The sequence below is a fragment of the Chitinophagales bacterium genome (genome assembly GCA_017303415.1).
In the GTDB taxonomy this organism is placed as follows: Bacteria; Bacteroidota; Bacteroidia; order Chitinophagales; family Chitinophagaceae; genus SpSt-398.
This window is the reverse complement of record JAFLBJ010000001.1, coordinates 2628240-2644961: the sequence shown is the minus strand read 5'-3', so window position 1 is coordinate 2644961 and position 16722 is coordinate 2628240. Positions and strand designations below refer to the sequence as shown.

Genomic DNA, 16722 nt, shown 5'->3' with positions numbered 1-16722 from the left:
CCCTCTCTTTTTATAATTAACTTTAAATCTTAATCACTATCATCCAACATCCGACATCCAACATCCGTCATCTGTCATCCGTCATCTGTCATCTAACACCCAACACCCAACATCCAACATCCAACATCCGTCATCTGTCATCCTTCCTCCGTCCTCCGTCCTCCAACGCTAATAATGCCACCTCACAAACGCCTCCATAGCCGCATAATGAGTTAATCCCAGGTCTGCATAGAGTTTGGCCGTTGCCGCGTTTCGCTCTTCTGCCCTTTGCCAAAACTCCCGGTCATCGCTGCCCTGGAAGGGAACCATATCTTTTTGCGATTGATGTATGAAGATGCCAAAGCGTTTTTTCATGACCTGGTCGGGGCTCATAGGAATGGCCATTTCAATTTCTTCAATGTTCCATTCCTGCCAGGCTCCTTTGTACAACCAAAGCCAGCAATCATTGATCCAGGGATCCTTGCCGCCAGTTTTGATTCTTTTTAAGGCTTCCAATACCACATTAAAGCAAACAATATGGGTGCCATGTGGATCGGCAAAATCACCGGCACAATAGACCTGGTGGGGTTTTATCTGCCGCAGCAGTTCAATGGTGATCCGGATATCCTCTTCGCCCATCGGGTTCTTTTCGATGGTACCTGTTTCATAGAAAGGAAGATCCTGAAAATGTACCTGGTGATCACCTAGCCCAACATAGCGACAAGTAGCTCTGGCTTCACAGCGGCGAATCAGTCCCTTAATGGACCGAACCTCCGGCGTATCGACCTGGTTCTTTCTTTTGGATTGAATGAAGTCTCGGGCATTGTTGAGTATCCCGGCTGATTTTTGGGTATCAATACCGGAGAGTTCCTCAAAGCCTACGGCAAAATCAAGCATCCGGGTCACAAATTCATCGGTTACGGCGATATTGCCAGAGGTTTGATAAGCTACATGAACTTCATGTCCCTGATCATGTAAGCGTTGGAAGGTTCCTCCCATACTGATGATGTCATCATCCGGGTGGGGGGAGAAGATCACAACTTTTTTTGGATAGGGATTGCTTCGTTCCGGGTGTGAGGGTATAACAGCATTGGGTTTACCACCAGGCCATCCAGTAATGGAATCCCGGAGCATATAATAGACCTGAAGATTTATTTCATACGCATCCCCTTTCTCCACGATCAGGTCACCCAGCCCGTACTCATTGTAATCATTATTGGTCAGGGAAAGAATGGGTTTCTTTAGTTTCAAGGCCATATTGATCACCGCCTTCTTGATCATGGCCGGTGTCCATTCACATTCTCCCGTCAGCCAGGGCGATTTGAACCGGGTAAGCTCACCGGATGCGGATTCATCGATCACGAACCGAACATCATCATGGTTTTGCAGCAGCGAAGCAGGCACCTGTTCGGTATCATCTTCCTCGCAGGCCTTTTGTATCACAGGTGCTTTACCAGGCCCCCAGGCCATCAATACGATCTGCCGGGCCTTCAGGATGGTACTGATACCTACCGTGATGGCCAACCGGGGTACTTCCGAGATATTGGCAAATTCATAGGCATTGGCCAGACGGGTGGATGTATCGAGTGTCACCATCCGGGTCTTGGAATAAAGCCCTGACCCTGGTTCGTTGAAGCCAATATGTCCATTGTTTCCGATACCGAGAATCTGCAGATCGATACCACCGGCATCCTGGATCATTTGTTCATAATCCAGACAGTGTTTTTTGATCTCGTCTTTGGGGAGCTCGCCATTTGGGAGATGAATATTCGCCGGATCTATATCCACATGATTGAAGAGGTACCGATGCATGAAATTGTAATAACTCTGCATGGCATCCCTGTCGATGGGATAATATTCATCCAGGTTAAAACTGACAACATTTTTGAAACTCAACCCTTCTTCTTTATGCAGCCGTACCAGTTCGGCATAGAGGGTTTTGGGAGTGGAGCCGGTAGCTAATCCAAGGACGCATTTTTTTCCCTCTGCCTGTTTCTTTCGGATCAGGTCTGCGATCAGTTTGGCCACATATTGAGAGCCTTTCTTGAGATCGGGGAATATATGGACCGGGATCTTTTCAAATGAATCAACCATACTCATAGCACGCGGTGATTTGGTGCCCGAATATAATTATTAATCTTCCAATATGCCGAATTTACCTTTATTAACATCCTCTATGGCCTGTTCTACTTCATCCCATGTATTCATCAAAAATGGGCCATAGGCTACAATGGGTTCATCAATGGGTTGGCCGGAGAGGACCAACATCACCAGGTCTTCGGTAGCTTCCACTTCAAAGGATTCCCCATCATTTTTTAATAAAATAAAATGATCCGGGCCGGCGGCTTGTCCATTCACCTGGGCAGCCCCTTCAATTACCAATAATCCGGTATTGTATTCTGTTGGAAAGGAAAGGGGAAGTTTGGCCCCTTTTTTTAACCGCAGGTTGTAAACGTGCATTGGGGTGAAGGTTGAAGCCGGGCCTTTGACCTCACCATAACTTCCTGCAATGACTTCCACCTCACTGATCTTGTCGTCAAGAAGGTGTTTGCCCATTTTTTCACGAAGCACTTCCTGGTATTTGGGCGGGCTCTTTTTGTCTTTGGCCGGCAGGTTCACCCAAAGCTGTACCATTTGAAAAGGGCCACCTGTCTGACTATAAGTTTTCTCATGATATTCCTTATGGAGTAAACCGGATGCAGCGGTCATCCATTGTACATCACCCTCACCAATTACCCCGCTATTGCCCGCACTGTCATGATGCGCGATCCGCCCATGGTAGGCAATGGTCACCGTTTCAAAGCCCCGGTGCGGATGAACGCCTACACCCCGGGGTTCGTCCGTAGCGGCAAAATCTACTTTTGAATTATAGTCCAGCAGAAAGAAGGGGCTCATCCGTTTTTTATCAATAAAACGGCTGTTGGGAAAGAAATTATGCACCCTGAACCCATTGCCCACCATATGGGGTGGAGGAGGGGCAATGATGGCTTCGATGGATCTATTATTTTTCATGATGTTTTGTTTTGATTCCCGCAAGGGTCGCTAAGTTAAGGACGCCCGCTGGGTGAAAAAATGAATTAAACCGGGATTTCCATCAGCAGGATCTCCGCACCGCTGGCGCTGGAAACAGAGAGCTGATCGGTATTGGTAATAGCCAGACCATCCCGTCGGGCCAATGCTTGTCCATTTACTTCAGCGGTCCCTTCCAATATAAAAAGATAAACGCCATTCCCTTTTCGGTGTAATGAATATTCCAGGGATTTACCGGCTTCGAGTTTTGACAGACTAAACCAGGTTTGCTGATGAACCTGTACGCCTCCGTCCGGTTTACCCAACGGGGATACTACAGTCAGCCATCGATTGGTTTTATCGGCCCCGCTAAAATTCTGTTGGTCATACCGGGGTTCCACATTTTTCTTTTCCGGAATGATCCAGATCTGGAGAAAACGTACTTCCTTATCCTTGTTATGATTCATTTCGGAGTGCCGGATACCCGTACCTGCACTCATTACCTGTACATCCCCTTCCCGGATAATGGTTGTGTTTCCCATGCTGTCCCGGTGTTCCAGGTCACCAGCAAGTGGGATGGAAATGATTTCCATATTATCATGAGGATGGGTGCCAAAACCCATACCTGGCGCTACTGTATCATCGTTCAATACCCGCAAAGCACCAAAATGGACACGCTCTGCATTGTAGTACGAAGAGAAGCTAAACGTATGAAAACTCTTTAGCCACCCGTGGTCGGCTTTACCGCGCGAATCGGCGGTGTGAAGTAGTGTATTCATCATTCATTATTTTAATTCATGTTGCGCGAAACCAGATTTTACGCCGTTACTAATTTCTTACTGGAAACAGCCTCTGCCAGCCAGATAAACTCATTCAAAAATCCATCGATACTTTTCCGGAAATTATCATCCAGCAATTCCCCTTCTTCATTGAACTTTTTATCCACCAAAGGCGTGATCAACATAGAAGGAGAGGCAATGCCAAAGAAGGCCGGAACCAACAACAGTAATTGTTGTGATGCACGCATGCCTCCCATGGCTCCCGTAGATGCCGTTACCACGCCAAAGGCTTTTCGGCCTTGCTTGGGGAAATGATCCAGCATATTCTTAAGTGCTGGTGAATAACTGCCATTGTATTCCGGTGAAACCAGTACAAATGCATCTGCCTGAAAAATCCTTTCAGCCAGCGGTTTGAACGCATCCGGCGTCTTTTCAATGGAGGTAAAAACGTTTTGAACCTGGGGCAGGTGGTTCCAGTCACGCATATCAATCAACCCGATTTCATGCTCGGTTTTTTGCTTAAACTCATTCAGCAGATGCAGGGCCACCCGGCGGGTTACACTCGCTAAACGGGGGCTTCCGGATATGATCTCTATTCTCATTTTTTACTTGTTTAGAATGTAAAGATATATAATCAATGTTTAAACATCAAATTTATTTCCAAACCTTATTTTCAGCCGGAATGTCAGAGAGATAACAAGAATGTCAGGACAAGGTTGGTGATAATTCAGACGAAACCCGTAATTTTTCCCCATGAATGACAATGAACTATTAATGAGCCGGTTCTATACGGCTTTTCAGGAAAAGGATTTCAGGGCTATGCAGGCCTGTTACCATGACGACGCGGTATTTAGCGATCCTGTTTTTGGGCTTTTAAACGCCGAGCAGGTAAGGGCCATGTGGGAGATGCTGATCAAAAGCAGCAAAGATCTTTCCATAGAATTTTCGGACCCCGACTCGCCCGATGAGTATGGCACCTGTGAGTGGACGGCGGTCTATACTTTTTCAAAGACCAAGAGACGTGTTGTGAACAGGATAAAAGCCTATATGAAGTTTGGCGAGGGAAAGATCATTGAACATTCAGATGCGTTTAGCCTGTATGGTTGGACCCGTCAGGCAATGGGTTGGAAGGGAGTGTTGTTTGGCTGGTCGGGGTTTTTCCAGCGGGCCATTCATCGGAATGCTGTAAAAAAGTTGAATGAATTTATGAATCGCTAATACAGTTTCCCGCAACGTTCGTTAAGTTTAGTAAGGCCGCAGCGGCCGACTGATGCTTGGCGTGCGCTGCGAGAAACCAAAAAAATAATTCTTTCCCATGCAAGACAGACGAAATTTTCTCCATCGCACCTTCTTAGGTGGTCTCGGAGTGGCGTTAAGTACTAAACTAAAGGCATCACCCAATACATATACCGGTCCTGTTGTTATTTCAACCTGGGATGCAGGGCTTGCAGCCAATAAAGCGGCCTGGGAGGTATTGAGTAAACAGGGGCGTGCACTTGATGCGGTTGAACAGGGGGTAATGGTAACCGAGGATTCCCAGAATTGTTGTGTAGGTCTTGGTGCAAATCCCGATCGTGATGGATTTGTTACACTGGATGCCTGTATCATGGATGAGCATTTCAATTGCGGGAGTGTGGCCTTTCTGGAAAGGATCAAACATCCTATTTCCGTGGCCAGAAGGGTAATGGAAAAAACTCCCCATGTGATGTTGGTAGGGGCGGGGGCGCAACAATTTGCGGTAGCCGAAGGCTTTCCCCTTGAGGATGGCAAGCTTTCTCCGGAGGCACAGAAGGCCTATGAGAACTGGCTCAAGCGATCTGAATACAAACCACCTCAAATAAATGTAGAGAATAAACAGGGGCATGGACCCTTTGCTCCGGCCAAACTGGAGAATGGCGAATGGAACCATGATACCATCGGCATGGTAGCAATGGATGCCAGGGGAAACCTGAGTGGTAGCTGTACCACGAGCGGGGCTGGTTTTAAAATGCGTGGACGTTTGGGTGATTCGCCCATCATTGGTGCCGGTTTGTATGTAGACAATGAGGTGGGGGCCTGTACCGCCACTGGTCAGGGCGAAGATGTTATCCGGGTCGCCGGTTCCCATTCTGTGGTGGAATGTATGCGGCAAGGGATGTCACCCGAAGAGGCCTGCAAAAAGATCATTGAACGGATCGTTCGGATTAAAGGAGATAAGGTGAAGGAGATCCAAGTTGCTTTTCTGGCATTGGGTAAGAATGGTGAGGCAGGCGCCTTTTCCATTCACCCGGGGTTTAGTTACGCGCTGCGCCGGGAAGGTGTAGAGGAACTGGTTCGATCGAAAAGTTATTTTTGATAGTGTTCACGCTACGGACGCAGAGTATAAAGCGATCGCATTGGCCGTCTATTATTTTGAAGCAGTGGCGTCCGCAGCTTTCTTCGTGTGCTCTGCGGGAAAAATTTACATCATGACTTACAAAATAGAAATCGCTACTTCCGATTTTACTACAACCAAATCAGCTGTTGAAGGAGGTGCTGACCGTATTGAATTATGTGCCAATCTGGCTGAAGGGGGTACTACGCCCTCCCTGGGAACGATCAGGAAATGCCGGGATTCATTCTCTGTGGCGCTGTTTCCGATCATTCGGCCACGGGGAGGGGATTTTCTGTATACCGACGAGGAATTTGAGATCATGAAAGCGGACGTATTGCTATGCAAAGAATTGGGTTGCGATGGAGTGGTGATCGGTTTGTTAAATAAGGATGGTGCCATTGATATCAAACGAACACATATCCTGGCAGAACTTGCCTATCCGCTGGGTGTCACTTTTCACCGGGCCTTTGACCGTTGTCTTGATCCATTTGAGGCCATGGAACAATTGATCGGGATCGGGGTAGAACGTATTCTGACTTCCGGTCAACAACCGGCTGCACCAGATGGGGCAGAATTGATCGCCGCCTTGAATAAAGCCGCAGATGATCGTATTATCATTATGCCGGGCAGTGGGGTGAGGGCAGATAATATAAAAATGCTGGCAGAAAAAACAGGGTGTAAGGAATTTCATTCATCGCTTCGCGGCAAGAAGAATTCCCTGATGGAATTTGTACATCCTTCCTTTGCCGGTTCGCCAGAATCGTATATGAACAATGCCATTGAGGTGGAGGAAGTAAGGAAATTAAGGGAGGGGTTATTGTAGCTAATTATAACCGCAAAGACGCAAATACACAAGGGCACTAAGATTACTTAGCGCCCCTTGTGTATTTGCGTCTTCGCGGTTAAGCAGCTATACTTTCATCCCTTTCATATAATCCGCACAAACCTTTACTGCCTGCAACGGAGTGCCATTGGGATAGAATTCCTGCTCTACGATATAATATTCCATGCCATTTTCTTTGGCCGTCCTGAGGATCTTTTTAAAATCAATACTTCCGGTGCCGAGGTCAATTGAATTCTTGCCATTATCGGTACCGGGGGTTTTGCTACGATCTTTTACATGACAAAGCCGGAAACGGTTTTTGTATTTCTTCATCCATTCTTCCGGATCCTGTCCGCCGGCTACAACCCAGTAAATATCCATTTCATAATCCACCAGGGAAGGGTCTGTATTATCCATCATCACATTTTGGGGTAATTGACCTTCCAGGGGTTTAAAGGAATAATCGTGGTTGTGGTAGGCAAAGCGGATTCCGTTCTTTTTACAGATCTCGCCTTTGGCATTAAAATCAGCCGCGATCTTTTTAAAATCGTCAAGTGTACGAGGTTTCTGTGTTTTATTATCGATCAATCCCACCCAGGGGCTGATCAGGTATTTCATACCAATGGCAGCAGCCTGCTCAGCTTTCTTTTCAAAATCGGTATCGATATTACAGTGGCTGGATACAATGGTCAATCCCAGCGAATCCAGGTAGGTTTTGAATTCAGTATTGGTCATACCCCAGAACATACCTTTTCCGCCTTCAAAGCTTTCGATCTGCTTGTACCCCATATCAGCCAGTTGTTTCAACACACCTTTGGGGTCTTTGGGAAAATCTTCACGGAGTGTATATAATTGAATCCCAAAATCACCGAGAGGTTTCTCCACGGGTGTTTCGGTTCCGGCCCCAGCTCCGGTCTTTGCCTCTTTGGGGGCCAGTTTGCAGGCTACAGGACCAAGGGCCAGTGCGGCGGCAAATTGCCCGCTGGTTTGTAAGAATTTTCTCCGATCGTAACTCATATGTAAGCGGTTTCGTTGAGGGTTAATAAATATTAATCAAAATTGGTAATGATCTTATCGCCTTTTTTATAGTCATAATCTCCGATGTACTTTCCGGGTACAGGTTCATACCGGGTGGCGGTGGTGCGTCCTTCCTTTGAAGTGAAATAACCAAGGATGGTCAGTTGTTTGAATGATTGAAAATAATGGGCGGGGTCTTCTTTCTTTTTGTTCTTCTGATATTCTACCCGTTCCTTGTCAATCGTGATCAATAAAGCCGTACGTTGTTCGGGGGTTGCTTTCATGAAGTCATGTCCGTGCTGTTTCTTGCAGGCCGCATTGATCAAATCCATGCCTTTATGAAAGGCTTCCTGTTCGGTCTGGGTATAACAGTCGGTTACATACCGCGTCATAAAATCACCCACTTTGGCTTCCTTGGCACCCGCTGATTGGGTTTTGGGAAAAATGGTTTCTGCCACTTCATCCAAGAAAGCCGTATCATCGGCAGTAAAGGCGAGCATGACTCCTTTATCGGGGTTGTTACAACCGGCCAGGAAGAATTCGCCGCCGATCACAGCGCCACCTGTAAGAGTGGCGATCATTTTTATAAGTTCTCTTCTGTTCATGTCAAATGCATTTTGGGTTAGAGGTTTCCTTTCTTCAATTCACTCACGGCGAAATCAGCTGCACGGGCAGTCAATGCCATGTAGGTAAGTGAAGGGTTAACACAAGAGGCCGATGTCATACAAGCACCGTCCGTAACGAATACATTCTGGCAATCCCATACCTGGTTATTGCCATTCAATACAGATGATTTAGGGTCACGACCCATACGGGCAGTACCCATTTCATGAATTCCCATACCCGGAACATACTCGTTATCGTAGGTCCGCACATTCTTTACACCGGCGATATTGAGCATTTCGGCCAGGTCTTCCTGCATGTCCTTTCTCATTTTCTTTTCGTTCTCTTTGATCTCTACACTCATATCGAGAACAGGCAGGCCCCATTTATCGGTGGTATTACGATTAAGTTTGATCACGTTATCATGGTAAGGCAGAATCTCACCAAAAGCACTGGCTCCAATGGACCATCCACCAGGTTCACTCAGGGCATCTTTAAATTCTCCACCTATATTGAGTTCGGCTACTTCGCGTCCCCAACCCTGACGGCTGGCTGAACCCTGGTAACCAAATCCACGCAGGTAATCACGCTTATCAGCGCCAAAATTCCGGAAGCGGGGAATATAGAACCCGGTTGGACGGTGTCCATAATAATACTTGTCATCAAACCCTTCTACCTGTCCGCCTGCGCCGCAACGGAAATGGTGGTCCATCACGTTATGCCCCAATTCGCCACTGCTGCTTCCCAACCCATCGGGCCATATATCGGTGGCACTGTTCATCAATACCCAGGTGGAATTAAAAGAAGAGGCACAAAGGAAAACGATCTTACTCGTGAATTCGTAGGTCTTGTTATCGGTAGTATCGAGAACGACTACACCCTTTGCTTTTTTTGTATCCTTATCATACATGATCTCTTTTACAAGAGAGAAGGGGCGGAGTGTAAGGTTACCGGTTGCTTCGGCAGCTGGCAAGGTGGAAGATTGGGTACTGAAATACCCACCAAAAGGACAACCATTCCAACACATGTCACGGTACTGGCAAAGTTCACGTCCGGGTATCTTTTGGGTAATATGCGCCGAACGCCCAATGATGAGTGTCCGAAGATTATTATAATGTTTTTTGATCCGCGCAGCCACATCCTTCTCCACAATATTCAGTTCCATTGCCGGAAGAAAATGACTGTCGGGTAGTTGGGGAAGATTCTCATAGGAACCCTGGATACCGGCAAATTTCTCCACATAGGTGTACCATGATTCAACATCCTTATAGCGAATGGGCCAGTCAACACCAATACCTTCCCGTCCATTGGCTTCAAAATCCTCTTCACACCAGCGGTAACTTTGCCGGCCCCACATCAGCGAGCGACCTCCGACATGGTATCCTCTGAACCAGGCATAAGGTTTTGATTCTGTAAACGGACAATCTTTATCAGAAGCCCAGTAATGCAGGTTACGCTCATTCAGTGGATAATCCCTTTTCAGGTTGGGATAGTCCTCGATCATTTGTTGGGTACGGTCGCCACGGTGGGGGTATTCCCAGATCGGTTTATTGGCTTCCGCGTAGTCTTTAACATGTTTGATGTCACGTCCTCTTTCGAGGAGTAAAACCTTGAGCCCCTTTTCGGTCAGTTCCTTGGCGGCCCAGCCTCCACTGATCCCTGAACCGACGACAATGGCATCGTAATGATTGTTTGGCATAAAAGCAATGTTGGGTTTCGTTTATTTCAGCACTTATTAGATATCACAAATTTGAACAGCCTTCTTAAGCGATTTTAATTTTCCGGCTGTATCCGCTGGTGTTGGAATGAACTCCTGCGCCACATAGCCCTGGTATCCGGTGGCCAGGATGGCTTTCATGATGGCAGGGTAATACAATTCCTGTGATTCATCGATCTCATTTCGTCCCGGGACACCTCCGGTATGGTAATGGGCAATATAGGGATGGTATTCGCGTATGGTGTGAATCACATCCCCTTCATCTATCTGCATATGGTAAATATCATATAGTAGCTTGAAGTTGGGGGATCCTAATCGTTTGCACAATTCCACGCCCCAGGCAGTCTTATCACATTGATAGTCCTTATGGTCCACTTTACTATTGAGTAATTCCATCACCAGGGTAACGCCTCTTTTTTCTGCCTGGCCGATCACCTGTTTCAATCCTTCCACACAATTCTTCCAACCCGTTTCATCATCCTTGCCCCGACGGCTTCCACTAAAGCAGATGAGATTTTTATAACCCGCATCGGCCACCAGGTCAATGTGTTTTTTATAACTCTCGATCAATCGGGGATGAAATTTTGTATCATTCCATCCATCCACCAAATTGATCTCAGCCCCATTGCACATTGTGGAGATCAAACCATATTTTTTTAGCGTGGGCCAATCGGCAGGACCCACCAGGTCGATTCCAACCAGGCCAATCTTTTTTGCTGCAATACAGAGTTCTTCGAAGGGGATACTGTCATAGCACCAGCGACAAGCGGAATGATGGATATTTCCTTTCAATGATTTATCAGAAGGGGAGATTACATTTCCCAGGGCAGGAATGGTTTGTCCTGCGGTAAGGGCCAAGGAGCCCACGGCGATCTTTTTCAAGAGGTCCCTGCGATTGGTTTTTTCCATGATCAAGCGTGTCGGTAAATTTACCAATTGGTAAAAACTAAATGTACTATTTTTAGTCACTTTAATTAGCTCGTTTGTAAAAAAATTATCAAATATCAATTCACTGCTATGAATAGGAAATTACGCATGGGAATGATCGGTGGAGGACAGGATGCCTTTATTGGGGCCATTCACCGGCACGCGGCCTGGATGGATGGCAAAACCGAAATCGTTTGCGGAGCTTTAAGCATTAACCCGGAAATAGCCCAGAAATCAGGCGAGGCCTTGTTTTTGAGCGCTGACCGGATTTATTTGACCTATGAGGATATGATCAAAAAAGAGGCCCAACGGCCTGAAGGTGACCGGATGGATTTTGTCACCATTGTTACCCCCAATTTTGCCCATTTTGCACCCGCGATGATGGCCCTTGAGCATGGTTTTCATGTGGTGATCGAAAAGCCGATCACTTTTTCCCTTGATGAAGCCAAACAACTGAAGAAAAAGGTAGATGAAACCGGTCTTTTATTATGTTTGACCCATACCTATTCCGGATATCCAATGGTGAAACAAGCCCGTTCAATGGTTCAGGGTGGTGCATTGGGCAAGATCAGGAAGATATGGGTGGAATACCCACAGGGCTGGTTGAGCCGGTTGAGTGAACGTGAAGGGAATGCACAGGCAGCCTGGAGAACGGACCCCAAGAAGGGAGGAAAGAGTGCGGTGATGGGAGACATTGGAACCCATGGCGCTCATCTGGCAGAATATGTAACCGGATTAAAGATCACAAGGATCTGTGCCGATTTAAATACCATGGTCGAAGGCAGGGTATTGGATGATGATGGAAATGTGTTATTGAAATTTGAGAATGGGGCAGCGGGTGTATTGATCGCGACACAAATCGCAGCAGGAGAGGAGAATAATCTGCGGCTACGCGTTTATGGAGAAAAAGGAGGATTGGAATGGTCGCAGATGGAACCTAATACGCTTTGGGTGAAATGGCTGGATGCGCCCATGCAGGTGTTACGCGCCGGTAGCAATTATACAGACCGGTTGAGTTCTTTTGCTACTTCCAATTGCCGGACCCCCGGTGGCCATCCGGAAGGATACCTCGAAGCCTTTGCCAATATCTATAAGAATTTTGCCGCAACACTGGCTTGCCGCCTGAGTGGAGAAAACCCAACCCCTGAAATGTTGGACTATCCAAGAGTAGAAGAAGGAATACGCGGAATGGCGTTTATTGATAATGTGGTGGCTTCGGCTGCCTCGGAAATGAAGTGGGTGGATCATGTTGTTTAATAATTCCTTATTGATTTTTTCTAAGATGCAGCTACTTCTTCCATCAGATAATAATCAATAATTTACAACTAATCTTATAGAAATGACAACAATAAAAGGCCCTGGTATTTTTCTTGCACAATTCCTGGGAGACAAACCTCCATTCAATGACCTGCGATCCATTTGTAAATGGGCCCGGGAACTTGGATTTGTTGGCGTACAAATTCCAACCTGGGATGCCCGCTGTATCGATTTGCAGAAAGCTGCGGAGAGTAAGACCTATGCCGATGAATTAAAGGGGTTGATCAATGAATGTGGATTAGAGATCACTGAATTGTCTACTCACTTGCAAGGACAACTGATTGCCGTTCATCCGGCTTATGATACCTTGTTTGATGGATTTGCGCCGGAAGAAGTTCGCGGAAATGGAAAGGCCCGTACCGAATGGGCGGTTCAACAATTAAAATGGGCTGCAAAAGCCTCGCAAAACCTGGGATTGAATGCCCATGCTACCTTTAGCGGTTCCTTGCTCTGGCATACCGTTTACCCCTGGCCGCAACGGCCCGCCGGGTTGGTGGAGACTGGTTTTAAAGAACTGGCAAACCGGTGGATGCCGATCCTGAATGAATTTGATCGTTGCGGGGTCGATGTGTGTTATGAGATCCATCCTGGAGAGGACCTGCATGATGGCGTGAGTTATGAAATGTTCCTGGAAGAGGTCAACCAGCATCCAAGAGCCTGTTTGTTGTATGACCCTTCGCATTTCGTGCTGCAATGTCTTGATTATCTTCAATACATTGATCACTACCATCAAAGGATACGCGCCTTTCATGTGAAGGACGCAGAATTCAACCCCACCGGAAAGCAAGGTGTATATGGCGGCTTTCAATCCTGGATCAACCGGGCAGGCCGGTTCCGTTCACTCGGGGATGGACAGGTTGACTTCAAGTCCATTTTCAGTAAGCTCGCTGCCTATGATTACAAAGGCTGGGCCGTGATGGAATGGGAGTGTTGCATCAAACATCCTGAAGATGGTGCCAGGGAAGGTGCCGCTTTCATAAAAGACCGAATTATCCGTGTTACCGAAAAAGCGTTTGATGATTTTGCCAGTACAGGAAATAATGATGCCTTTAACCGTACGGTTTTAGGAATAGAGTAATACCTTTGGGCACCAAAAACAAACCCCCTTTAGTATATGAAAAAGACATGGATCGTACTTGCCGCAATGGCCACCCTGACTGCTTGTAACAGTGGTGAAACCAAAACAACTTCTGCTGAAACACCTGCTGCCACCGAAGTAAAGAAAGAAGAACCCAAGAGCAATCCGGATTATGACAAAGGATTGGCCATCGAGGTCACACAGAATTGTAATACCTGTCATAAGATCGATGAAAAACTCATCGGGCCTTCTTATAAAGATATTGCCAATAAATACGAGAACAATGATGCGACAGTAGCGATGCTGTCCAAAAAAGTAATCGAAGGTGGTCAGGGTGTATGGGGTGAAGTACCCATGGCCGCACATCCTGAATTACCCGAAGAGGATGCCAAAGCCATTGTTAAATATATCCTGACATTTAAAGGAAAATAATATGCAAAAGACGATTCTTGCCTTTGCTTCATTCTTTCTCTTGACCTCCTGTAATGATACAGCGTCAACAAAAGAAAAAGAAACACCTACCCCTGTCGCTTCTGCCGATAATACCCTTTCCGAACAGGAAAAGGCTGATGGTTGGCAACTGCTTTTTGACGGAAGTACCAAAACGGGTTGGCATGTGTACAATGCCGTGTCGGATGGTTCGGCCTGGGTTATTGACAGCGGGACCCTTCATTTGGATCCCAAGGAAATGATCGAATGGCAAACCAAAGGCGGTGGAGATATCGTCACCGATGCCGAGTACGAGAATTTTCATTTAAAACTGGATTGGAAGATCGACACGGCCGGAAACAGCGGTGTGATGTTCTATATCCATGAAAGCCCGGATACCAGTTTACATAAATATGCCTGGTACACCGGTCCTGAAATGCAGGTGCTTGACAATGTCCGTCATGGTGATGCCAATAATGGCAAACATCGTGCAGGTGACCTTTATGACCTGATCAGTTCTTCCCCTGAAACAGTTAAACCAGCCGGTGAATGGAACCAGGTAGAGATCATCGCCAATAAAGGTTCATTGGAGTTATTCCTCAACGGTACCAAAGTGGTGCAAACAACGCTTTGGGATGATAACTGGAAGAAACTCGTGGCGGGTAGTAAATTCATCAACATGCCAGAGTTTGGTACCTATAAAAAAGGCCGGATCGGGTTACAGGATCATGGGAATAAAGTGTGGTTTAGGAATGTAAAGGTTAGGAGTTTGTAGGGAGGTAGATGACGGAGGACGGAGGACGGAGGACGGAGGACGGAGGACAGATGACAGATGACAGATGACGGATGTTGGATGATGGATGATGGATGTTGGATGTTGGATGTTGGATGTTGGATGTTGGATGTTGGATGATGGATGATGGATGTTGGATGTTGGATGTTGGATGTTGGATGTTGGATGATAGTGATTAAGATTTAAAGTTAATGATAAATAAAGAGGGGCTTGAATTTCTTCAGGCCCCTCTTACTATTTAATCTTAAATTATTTATTTAAACTACTATCATCCAACATCCAACATCCAACATCCAACATCCGTCATCCGTCATCCGTCATCTGTCATCCGTCATCTGTCATCTGTCATCTGTCCTCCGTCGTCTGTCCTCCGTCATCTGTCATCTCTCCTCACCCCCTACGCCACCGTAGTTATCTTCAACATATTCGTTGGCAAATGCAAGGCCACCGGAGTACTTCCCGTACTCACTACCACATCACCACTACGGATAAATCCTCTTTCTTTTAAAATATCGATCTGATCAAAGATGATCTCATCGAGGCTTTCTTCTTCATCATAGAAAAAGGCGCGTACACCCCAGCTCAGGCTGAGTTGGTTCACCAGTGAGCGTTCTTTGGTAAAAATATAGACAGGGGAGTGAGGGCGATAACTGCTCAGCATAAAGGCTGTATATCCGCTCTGTGTCATCCCGATCAGTGCATTGGCTTTTACATCATCGGCCAGTTTACAGGCATTGTAACAAATGGCGTCACTCAGGAAAGAAGGAGAGTGGGGCAGGGGTTTCAACATTTCCTCCCGGTTATAATCGTAGGCTTTGTGTTCCACTTCCAGAATGATCTTGGTCATGGTTTCCACCACCAGTTTGGGATATTTCCCGGTGGCGGTCTCTCCACTGAGCATAACCGCATCGGCACCTTCCAGCACCGCATTGGCCACATCCGTTATCTCACTCCGGTTCGGTTTTGTTCTTTCCATCATGCTCTCCATCATTTGCGTTGCCACGATCACGGGTTTGGCCCGATGGATGCATTTTTTAATGATATCTTTCTGGATCAATGGTACTTCTTCCACCGGTAGTTCAACCCCGAGGTCACCCCGGGCGATCATGACACCATCACTTTCCAAAATGATATCCCGCAGATTGCGAAGGGCTTCGGGCATTTCGATCTTGGCGATCACTTTGGATTTACAGCCCGCATTCTTTAACCGCTTTTTCAGGTCAACGATATCGACTGTTTTCCGCACAAAGGATAAAGCAACCCAATCCACCTGTTGCGCAATTATGAACTCCAGGTCAGCAAGGTCCTTTTCCGTCAGAGAAGGGAGGGAGATATTTGTATCGGGCAGGTTTACACCTTTTTTAGGCAGGAGGATACCCCCCAGGGTTACCTCTACTCTGACCATCTTGTCAGGCGTTATTTCACGCACCACCACTTCGATCTTTCCATCATCGATCAGGATCTTCTCTCCTGGTTGTACATCCTTATGGAGATCCGGGTAGGAAACAAATATTTTTTCCCGGTTACCTACCAATTTTTCATTGGTAAAAGTGAGGATATCTCCTTCTTCGAGAGGTAAGGATCCATTTTCTATTTCGCCTACGCGGAGTTTGGGTCCCTGCAGGTCAGCCAGGATCGAGATATTATAAGGCTCCTTTACATTGATCTCTTTGATAAAGCCTATGATCCGGGCCTTGTCCTCATGGGTGCCATGGGAGAAATTCAGGCGAAAGACATTTACTCCGGCCCTTACCAGTTCCAGTAGTTGTTCGTAACTGTCACAGGCGGGTCCGACTGTGGCTACGATCTTGGTTCGCTTGGAGGCGTGCTGTCTGCCTGCTTCCTTATCAAATTCCTTGTGGAAATACTTATCTGCATGTTTAGCCATAGTGACAGCC

16 protein-coding genes are annotated in these 16722 nt (G+C 46.7%); 7 read left to right on the top strand and 9 right to left on the bottom strand.

Annotation, left to right across the window (positions count from 1 at the left end; all coding sequences use genetic code 11):
- Positions 1-168 precede the first annotated feature (168 nt).
- From nagB to J0M30_11400, 4 genes are all read right to left on the bottom strand, one after another.
- The gene (gene nagB, locus J0M30_11415; GenBank protein MBN8668103.1) at positions 169-2079 is read right to left on the bottom strand and encodes a glucosamine-6-phosphate deaminase; all 1911 of its coding nucleotides are present in this window, start codon (positions 2077-2079) and stop codon (positions 169-171) included.
- A 33-nt stretch (positions 2080-2112) separates the two neighbouring features.
- Entirely contained in the window at positions 2113-2991 is an 879-nt protein-coding gene (locus J0M30_11410; protein ID MBN8668102.1) for a pirin family protein, read from the bottom strand.
- 65 nt (positions 2992-3056) lie between these two features.
- On the bottom strand, positions 3057-3767 hold the full coding sequence (locus J0M30_11405; protein MBN8668101.1) for a pirin family protein: 711 nt from the start codon (positions 3765-3767) through the stop codon (positions 3057-3059).
- A 38-nt stretch (positions 3768-3805) separates the two neighbouring features.
- Complete coding sequence (locus tag J0M30_11400) at positions 3806-4369, bottom strand: NAD(P)H-dependent oxidoreductase (GenBank protein ID MBN8668100.1); 564 nt, start codon at positions 4367-4369, stop codon at positions 3806-3808.
- 151 nt (positions 4370-4520) lie between these two features.
- Here J0M30_11400 and J0M30_11395 point away from each other — a divergent pair, with 151 nt between their 5' ends.
- The 3 genes from J0M30_11395 (at position 4521) to J0M30_11385 (ending at position 6943) form a co-directional block, all read left to right on the top strand.
- Complete coding sequence (locus J0M30_11395) at positions 4521-4985, top strand: nuclear transport factor 2 family protein (protein ID MBN8668099.1); 465 nt, start codon at positions 4521-4523, stop codon at positions 4983-4985.
- A gap of 97 nt (positions 4986-5082) precedes the next feature.
- Positions 5083-6102 carry a N(4)-(beta-N-acetylglucosaminyl)-L-asparaginase gene (locus J0M30_11390; GenBank protein MBN8668098.1) on the top strand — a complete coding sequence of 340 codons (1020 nt, stop codon included), beginning with the start codon at positions 5083-5085 and terminating at the stop codon, positions 6100-6102.
- Between the two features lie 112 nt (positions 6103-6214).
- Entirely contained in the window at positions 6215-6943 is a 729-nt protein-coding gene (locus J0M30_11385) for a copper homeostasis protein CutC (GenBank protein ID MBN8668097.1), read from the top strand.
- A gap of 87 nt (positions 6944-7030) precedes the next feature.
- On the opposite strand, the gene J0M30_11380 is transcribed toward J0M30_11385, so the two are convergent.
- The 4 genes from J0M30_11380 to J0M30_11365 are packed head-to-tail and all read right to left on the bottom strand — an operon-like array spanning position 7031 to position 11189.
- A complete protein-coding gene (locus J0M30_11380; GenBank protein ID MBN8668096.1) occupies positions 7031-7960 on the bottom strand; it encodes a sugar phosphate isomerase/epimerase in 930 nt (309 codons plus the stop codon).
- A gap of 32 nt (positions 7961-7992) precedes the next feature.
- Positions 7993-8565 (bottom strand): gluconate 2-dehydrogenase subunit 3 family protein, encoded by a 573-nt coding sequence (locus J0M30_11375; GenBank protein ID MBN8668095.1) that lies wholly within the window; start codon positions 8563-8565, stop codon positions 7993-7995.
- Between the two features lie 17 nt (positions 8566-8582).
- Complete coding sequence (locus J0M30_11370) at positions 8583-10262, bottom strand: GMC family oxidoreductase (protein ID MBN8668094.1); 1680 nt, start codon at positions 10260-10262, stop codon at positions 8583-8585.
- Between the two features lie 36 nt (positions 10263-10298).
- Positions 10299-11189 (bottom strand): TIM barrel protein, encoded by an 891-nt coding sequence (locus J0M30_11365; protein MBN8668093.1) that lies wholly within the window; start codon positions 11187-11189, stop codon positions 10299-10301.
- Positions 11190-11297: 108 nt separating this feature from the next.
- Between J0M30_11365 and J0M30_11360 the strand changes: the two genes are divergently transcribed.
- From J0M30_11360 to J0M30_11345, 4 genes are all read left to right on the top strand, one after another.
- Positions 11298-12464: a Gfo/Idh/MocA family oxidoreductase gene (locus J0M30_11360; GenBank protein ID MBN8668092.1), complete on the top strand. Its 1167-nt coding sequence runs from the start codon at positions 11298-11300 to the stop codon at positions 12462-12464.
- 82 nt (positions 12465-12546) lie between these two features.
- Complete coding sequence (locus J0M30_11355; protein MBN8668091.1) at positions 12547-13602, top strand: sugar phosphate isomerase/epimerase; 1056 nt, start codon at positions 12547-12549, stop codon at positions 13600-13602.
- 36 nt (positions 13603-13638) lie between these two features.
- Entirely contained in the window at positions 13639-14034 is a 396-nt protein-coding gene (locus J0M30_11350; protein ID MBN8668090.1) for a c-type cytochrome, read from the top strand.
- Position 14035: 1 nt separating this feature from the next.
- Positions 14036-14806 (top strand): DUF1080 domain-containing protein, encoded by a 771-nt coding sequence (locus tag J0M30_11345; GenBank protein ID MBN8668089.1) that lies wholly within the window; start codon positions 14036-14038, stop codon positions 14804-14806.
- A gap of 415 nt (positions 14807-15221) precedes the next feature.
- Here the strand turns inward: J0M30_11345 and pyk are convergent, their stop codons facing one another.
- Entirely contained in the window at positions 15222-16712 is a 1491-nt protein-coding gene (pyk, locus tag J0M30_11340; GenBank protein MBN8668088.1) for a pyruvate kinase, read from the bottom strand.
- Positions 16713-16722 lie beyond the last annotated feature (10 nt).

What these genes read in the sequence shown, in the direction of transcription:
- nagB (MBN8668103.1), bottom strand. Translation starts at nt 2,079, where the DNA reads ATGAGTATGGTTGATTCATTTGAAAAGATCCCGGTCCATATATTCCCC.
- J0M30_11410 (MBN8668102.1), bottom strand. Translation starts at nt 2,991, where the DNA reads ATGAAAAATAATAGATCCATCGAAGCCATCATTGCCCCTCCTCCACCC.
- J0M30_11405 (MBN8668101.1), bottom strand. Translation starts at nt 3,767, where the DNA reads ATGAATACACTACTTCACACCGCCGATTCGCGCGGTAAAGCCGACCAC.
- J0M30_11400 (MBN8668100.1), bottom strand. Translation starts at nt 4,369, where the DNA reads ATGAGAATAGAGATCATATCCGGAAGCCCCCGTTTAGCGAGTGTAACC.
- J0M30_11395 (MBN8668099.1), top strand. Translation starts at nt 4,521, where the DNA reads ATGAATGACAATGAACTATTAATGAGCCGGTTCTATACGGCTTTTCAG.
- J0M30_11390 (MBN8668098.1), top strand. Translation starts at nt 5,083, where the DNA reads ATGCAAGACAGACGAAATTTTCTCCATCGCACCTTCTTAGGTGGTCTC.
- J0M30_11385 (MBN8668097.1), top strand. Translation starts at nt 6,215, where the DNA reads ATGACTTACAAAATAGAAATCGCTACTTCCGATTTTACTACAACCAAA.
- J0M30_11380 (MBN8668096.1), bottom strand. Translation starts at nt 7,960, where the DNA reads ATGAGTTACGATCGGAGAAAATTCTTACAAACCAGCGGGCAATTTGCC.
- J0M30_11375 (MBN8668095.1), bottom strand. Translation starts at nt 8,565, where the DNA reads ATGAACAGAAGAGAACTTATAAAAATGATCGCCACTCTTACAGGTGGC.
- J0M30_11370 (MBN8668094.1), bottom strand. Translation starts at nt 10,262, where the DNA reads ATGCCAAACAATCATTACGATGCCATTGTCGTCGGTTCAGGGATCAGT.
- J0M30_11365 (MBN8668093.1), bottom strand. Translation starts at nt 11,189, where the DNA reads ATGGAAAAAACCAATCGCAGGGACCTCTTGAAAAAGATCGCCGTGGGC.
- J0M30_11360 (MBN8668092.1), top strand. Translation starts at nt 11,298, where the DNA reads ATGAATAGGAAATTACGCATGGGAATGATCGGTGGAGGACAGGATGCC.
- J0M30_11355 (MBN8668091.1), top strand. Translation starts at nt 12,547, where the DNA reads ATGACAACAATAAAAGGCCCTGGTATTTTTCTTGCACAATTCCTGGGA.
- J0M30_11350 (MBN8668090.1), top strand. Translation starts at nt 13,639, where the DNA reads ATGAAAAAGACATGGATCGTACTTGCCGCAATGGCCACCCTGACTGCT.
- J0M30_11345 (MBN8668089.1), top strand. Translation starts at nt 14,036, where the DNA reads ATGCAAAAGACGATTCTTGCCTTTGCTTCATTCTTTCTCTTGACCTCC.
- pyk (MBN8668088.1), bottom strand. Translation starts at nt 16,712, where the DNA reads ATGGCTAAACATGCAGATAAGTATTTCCACAAGGAATTTGATAAGGAA.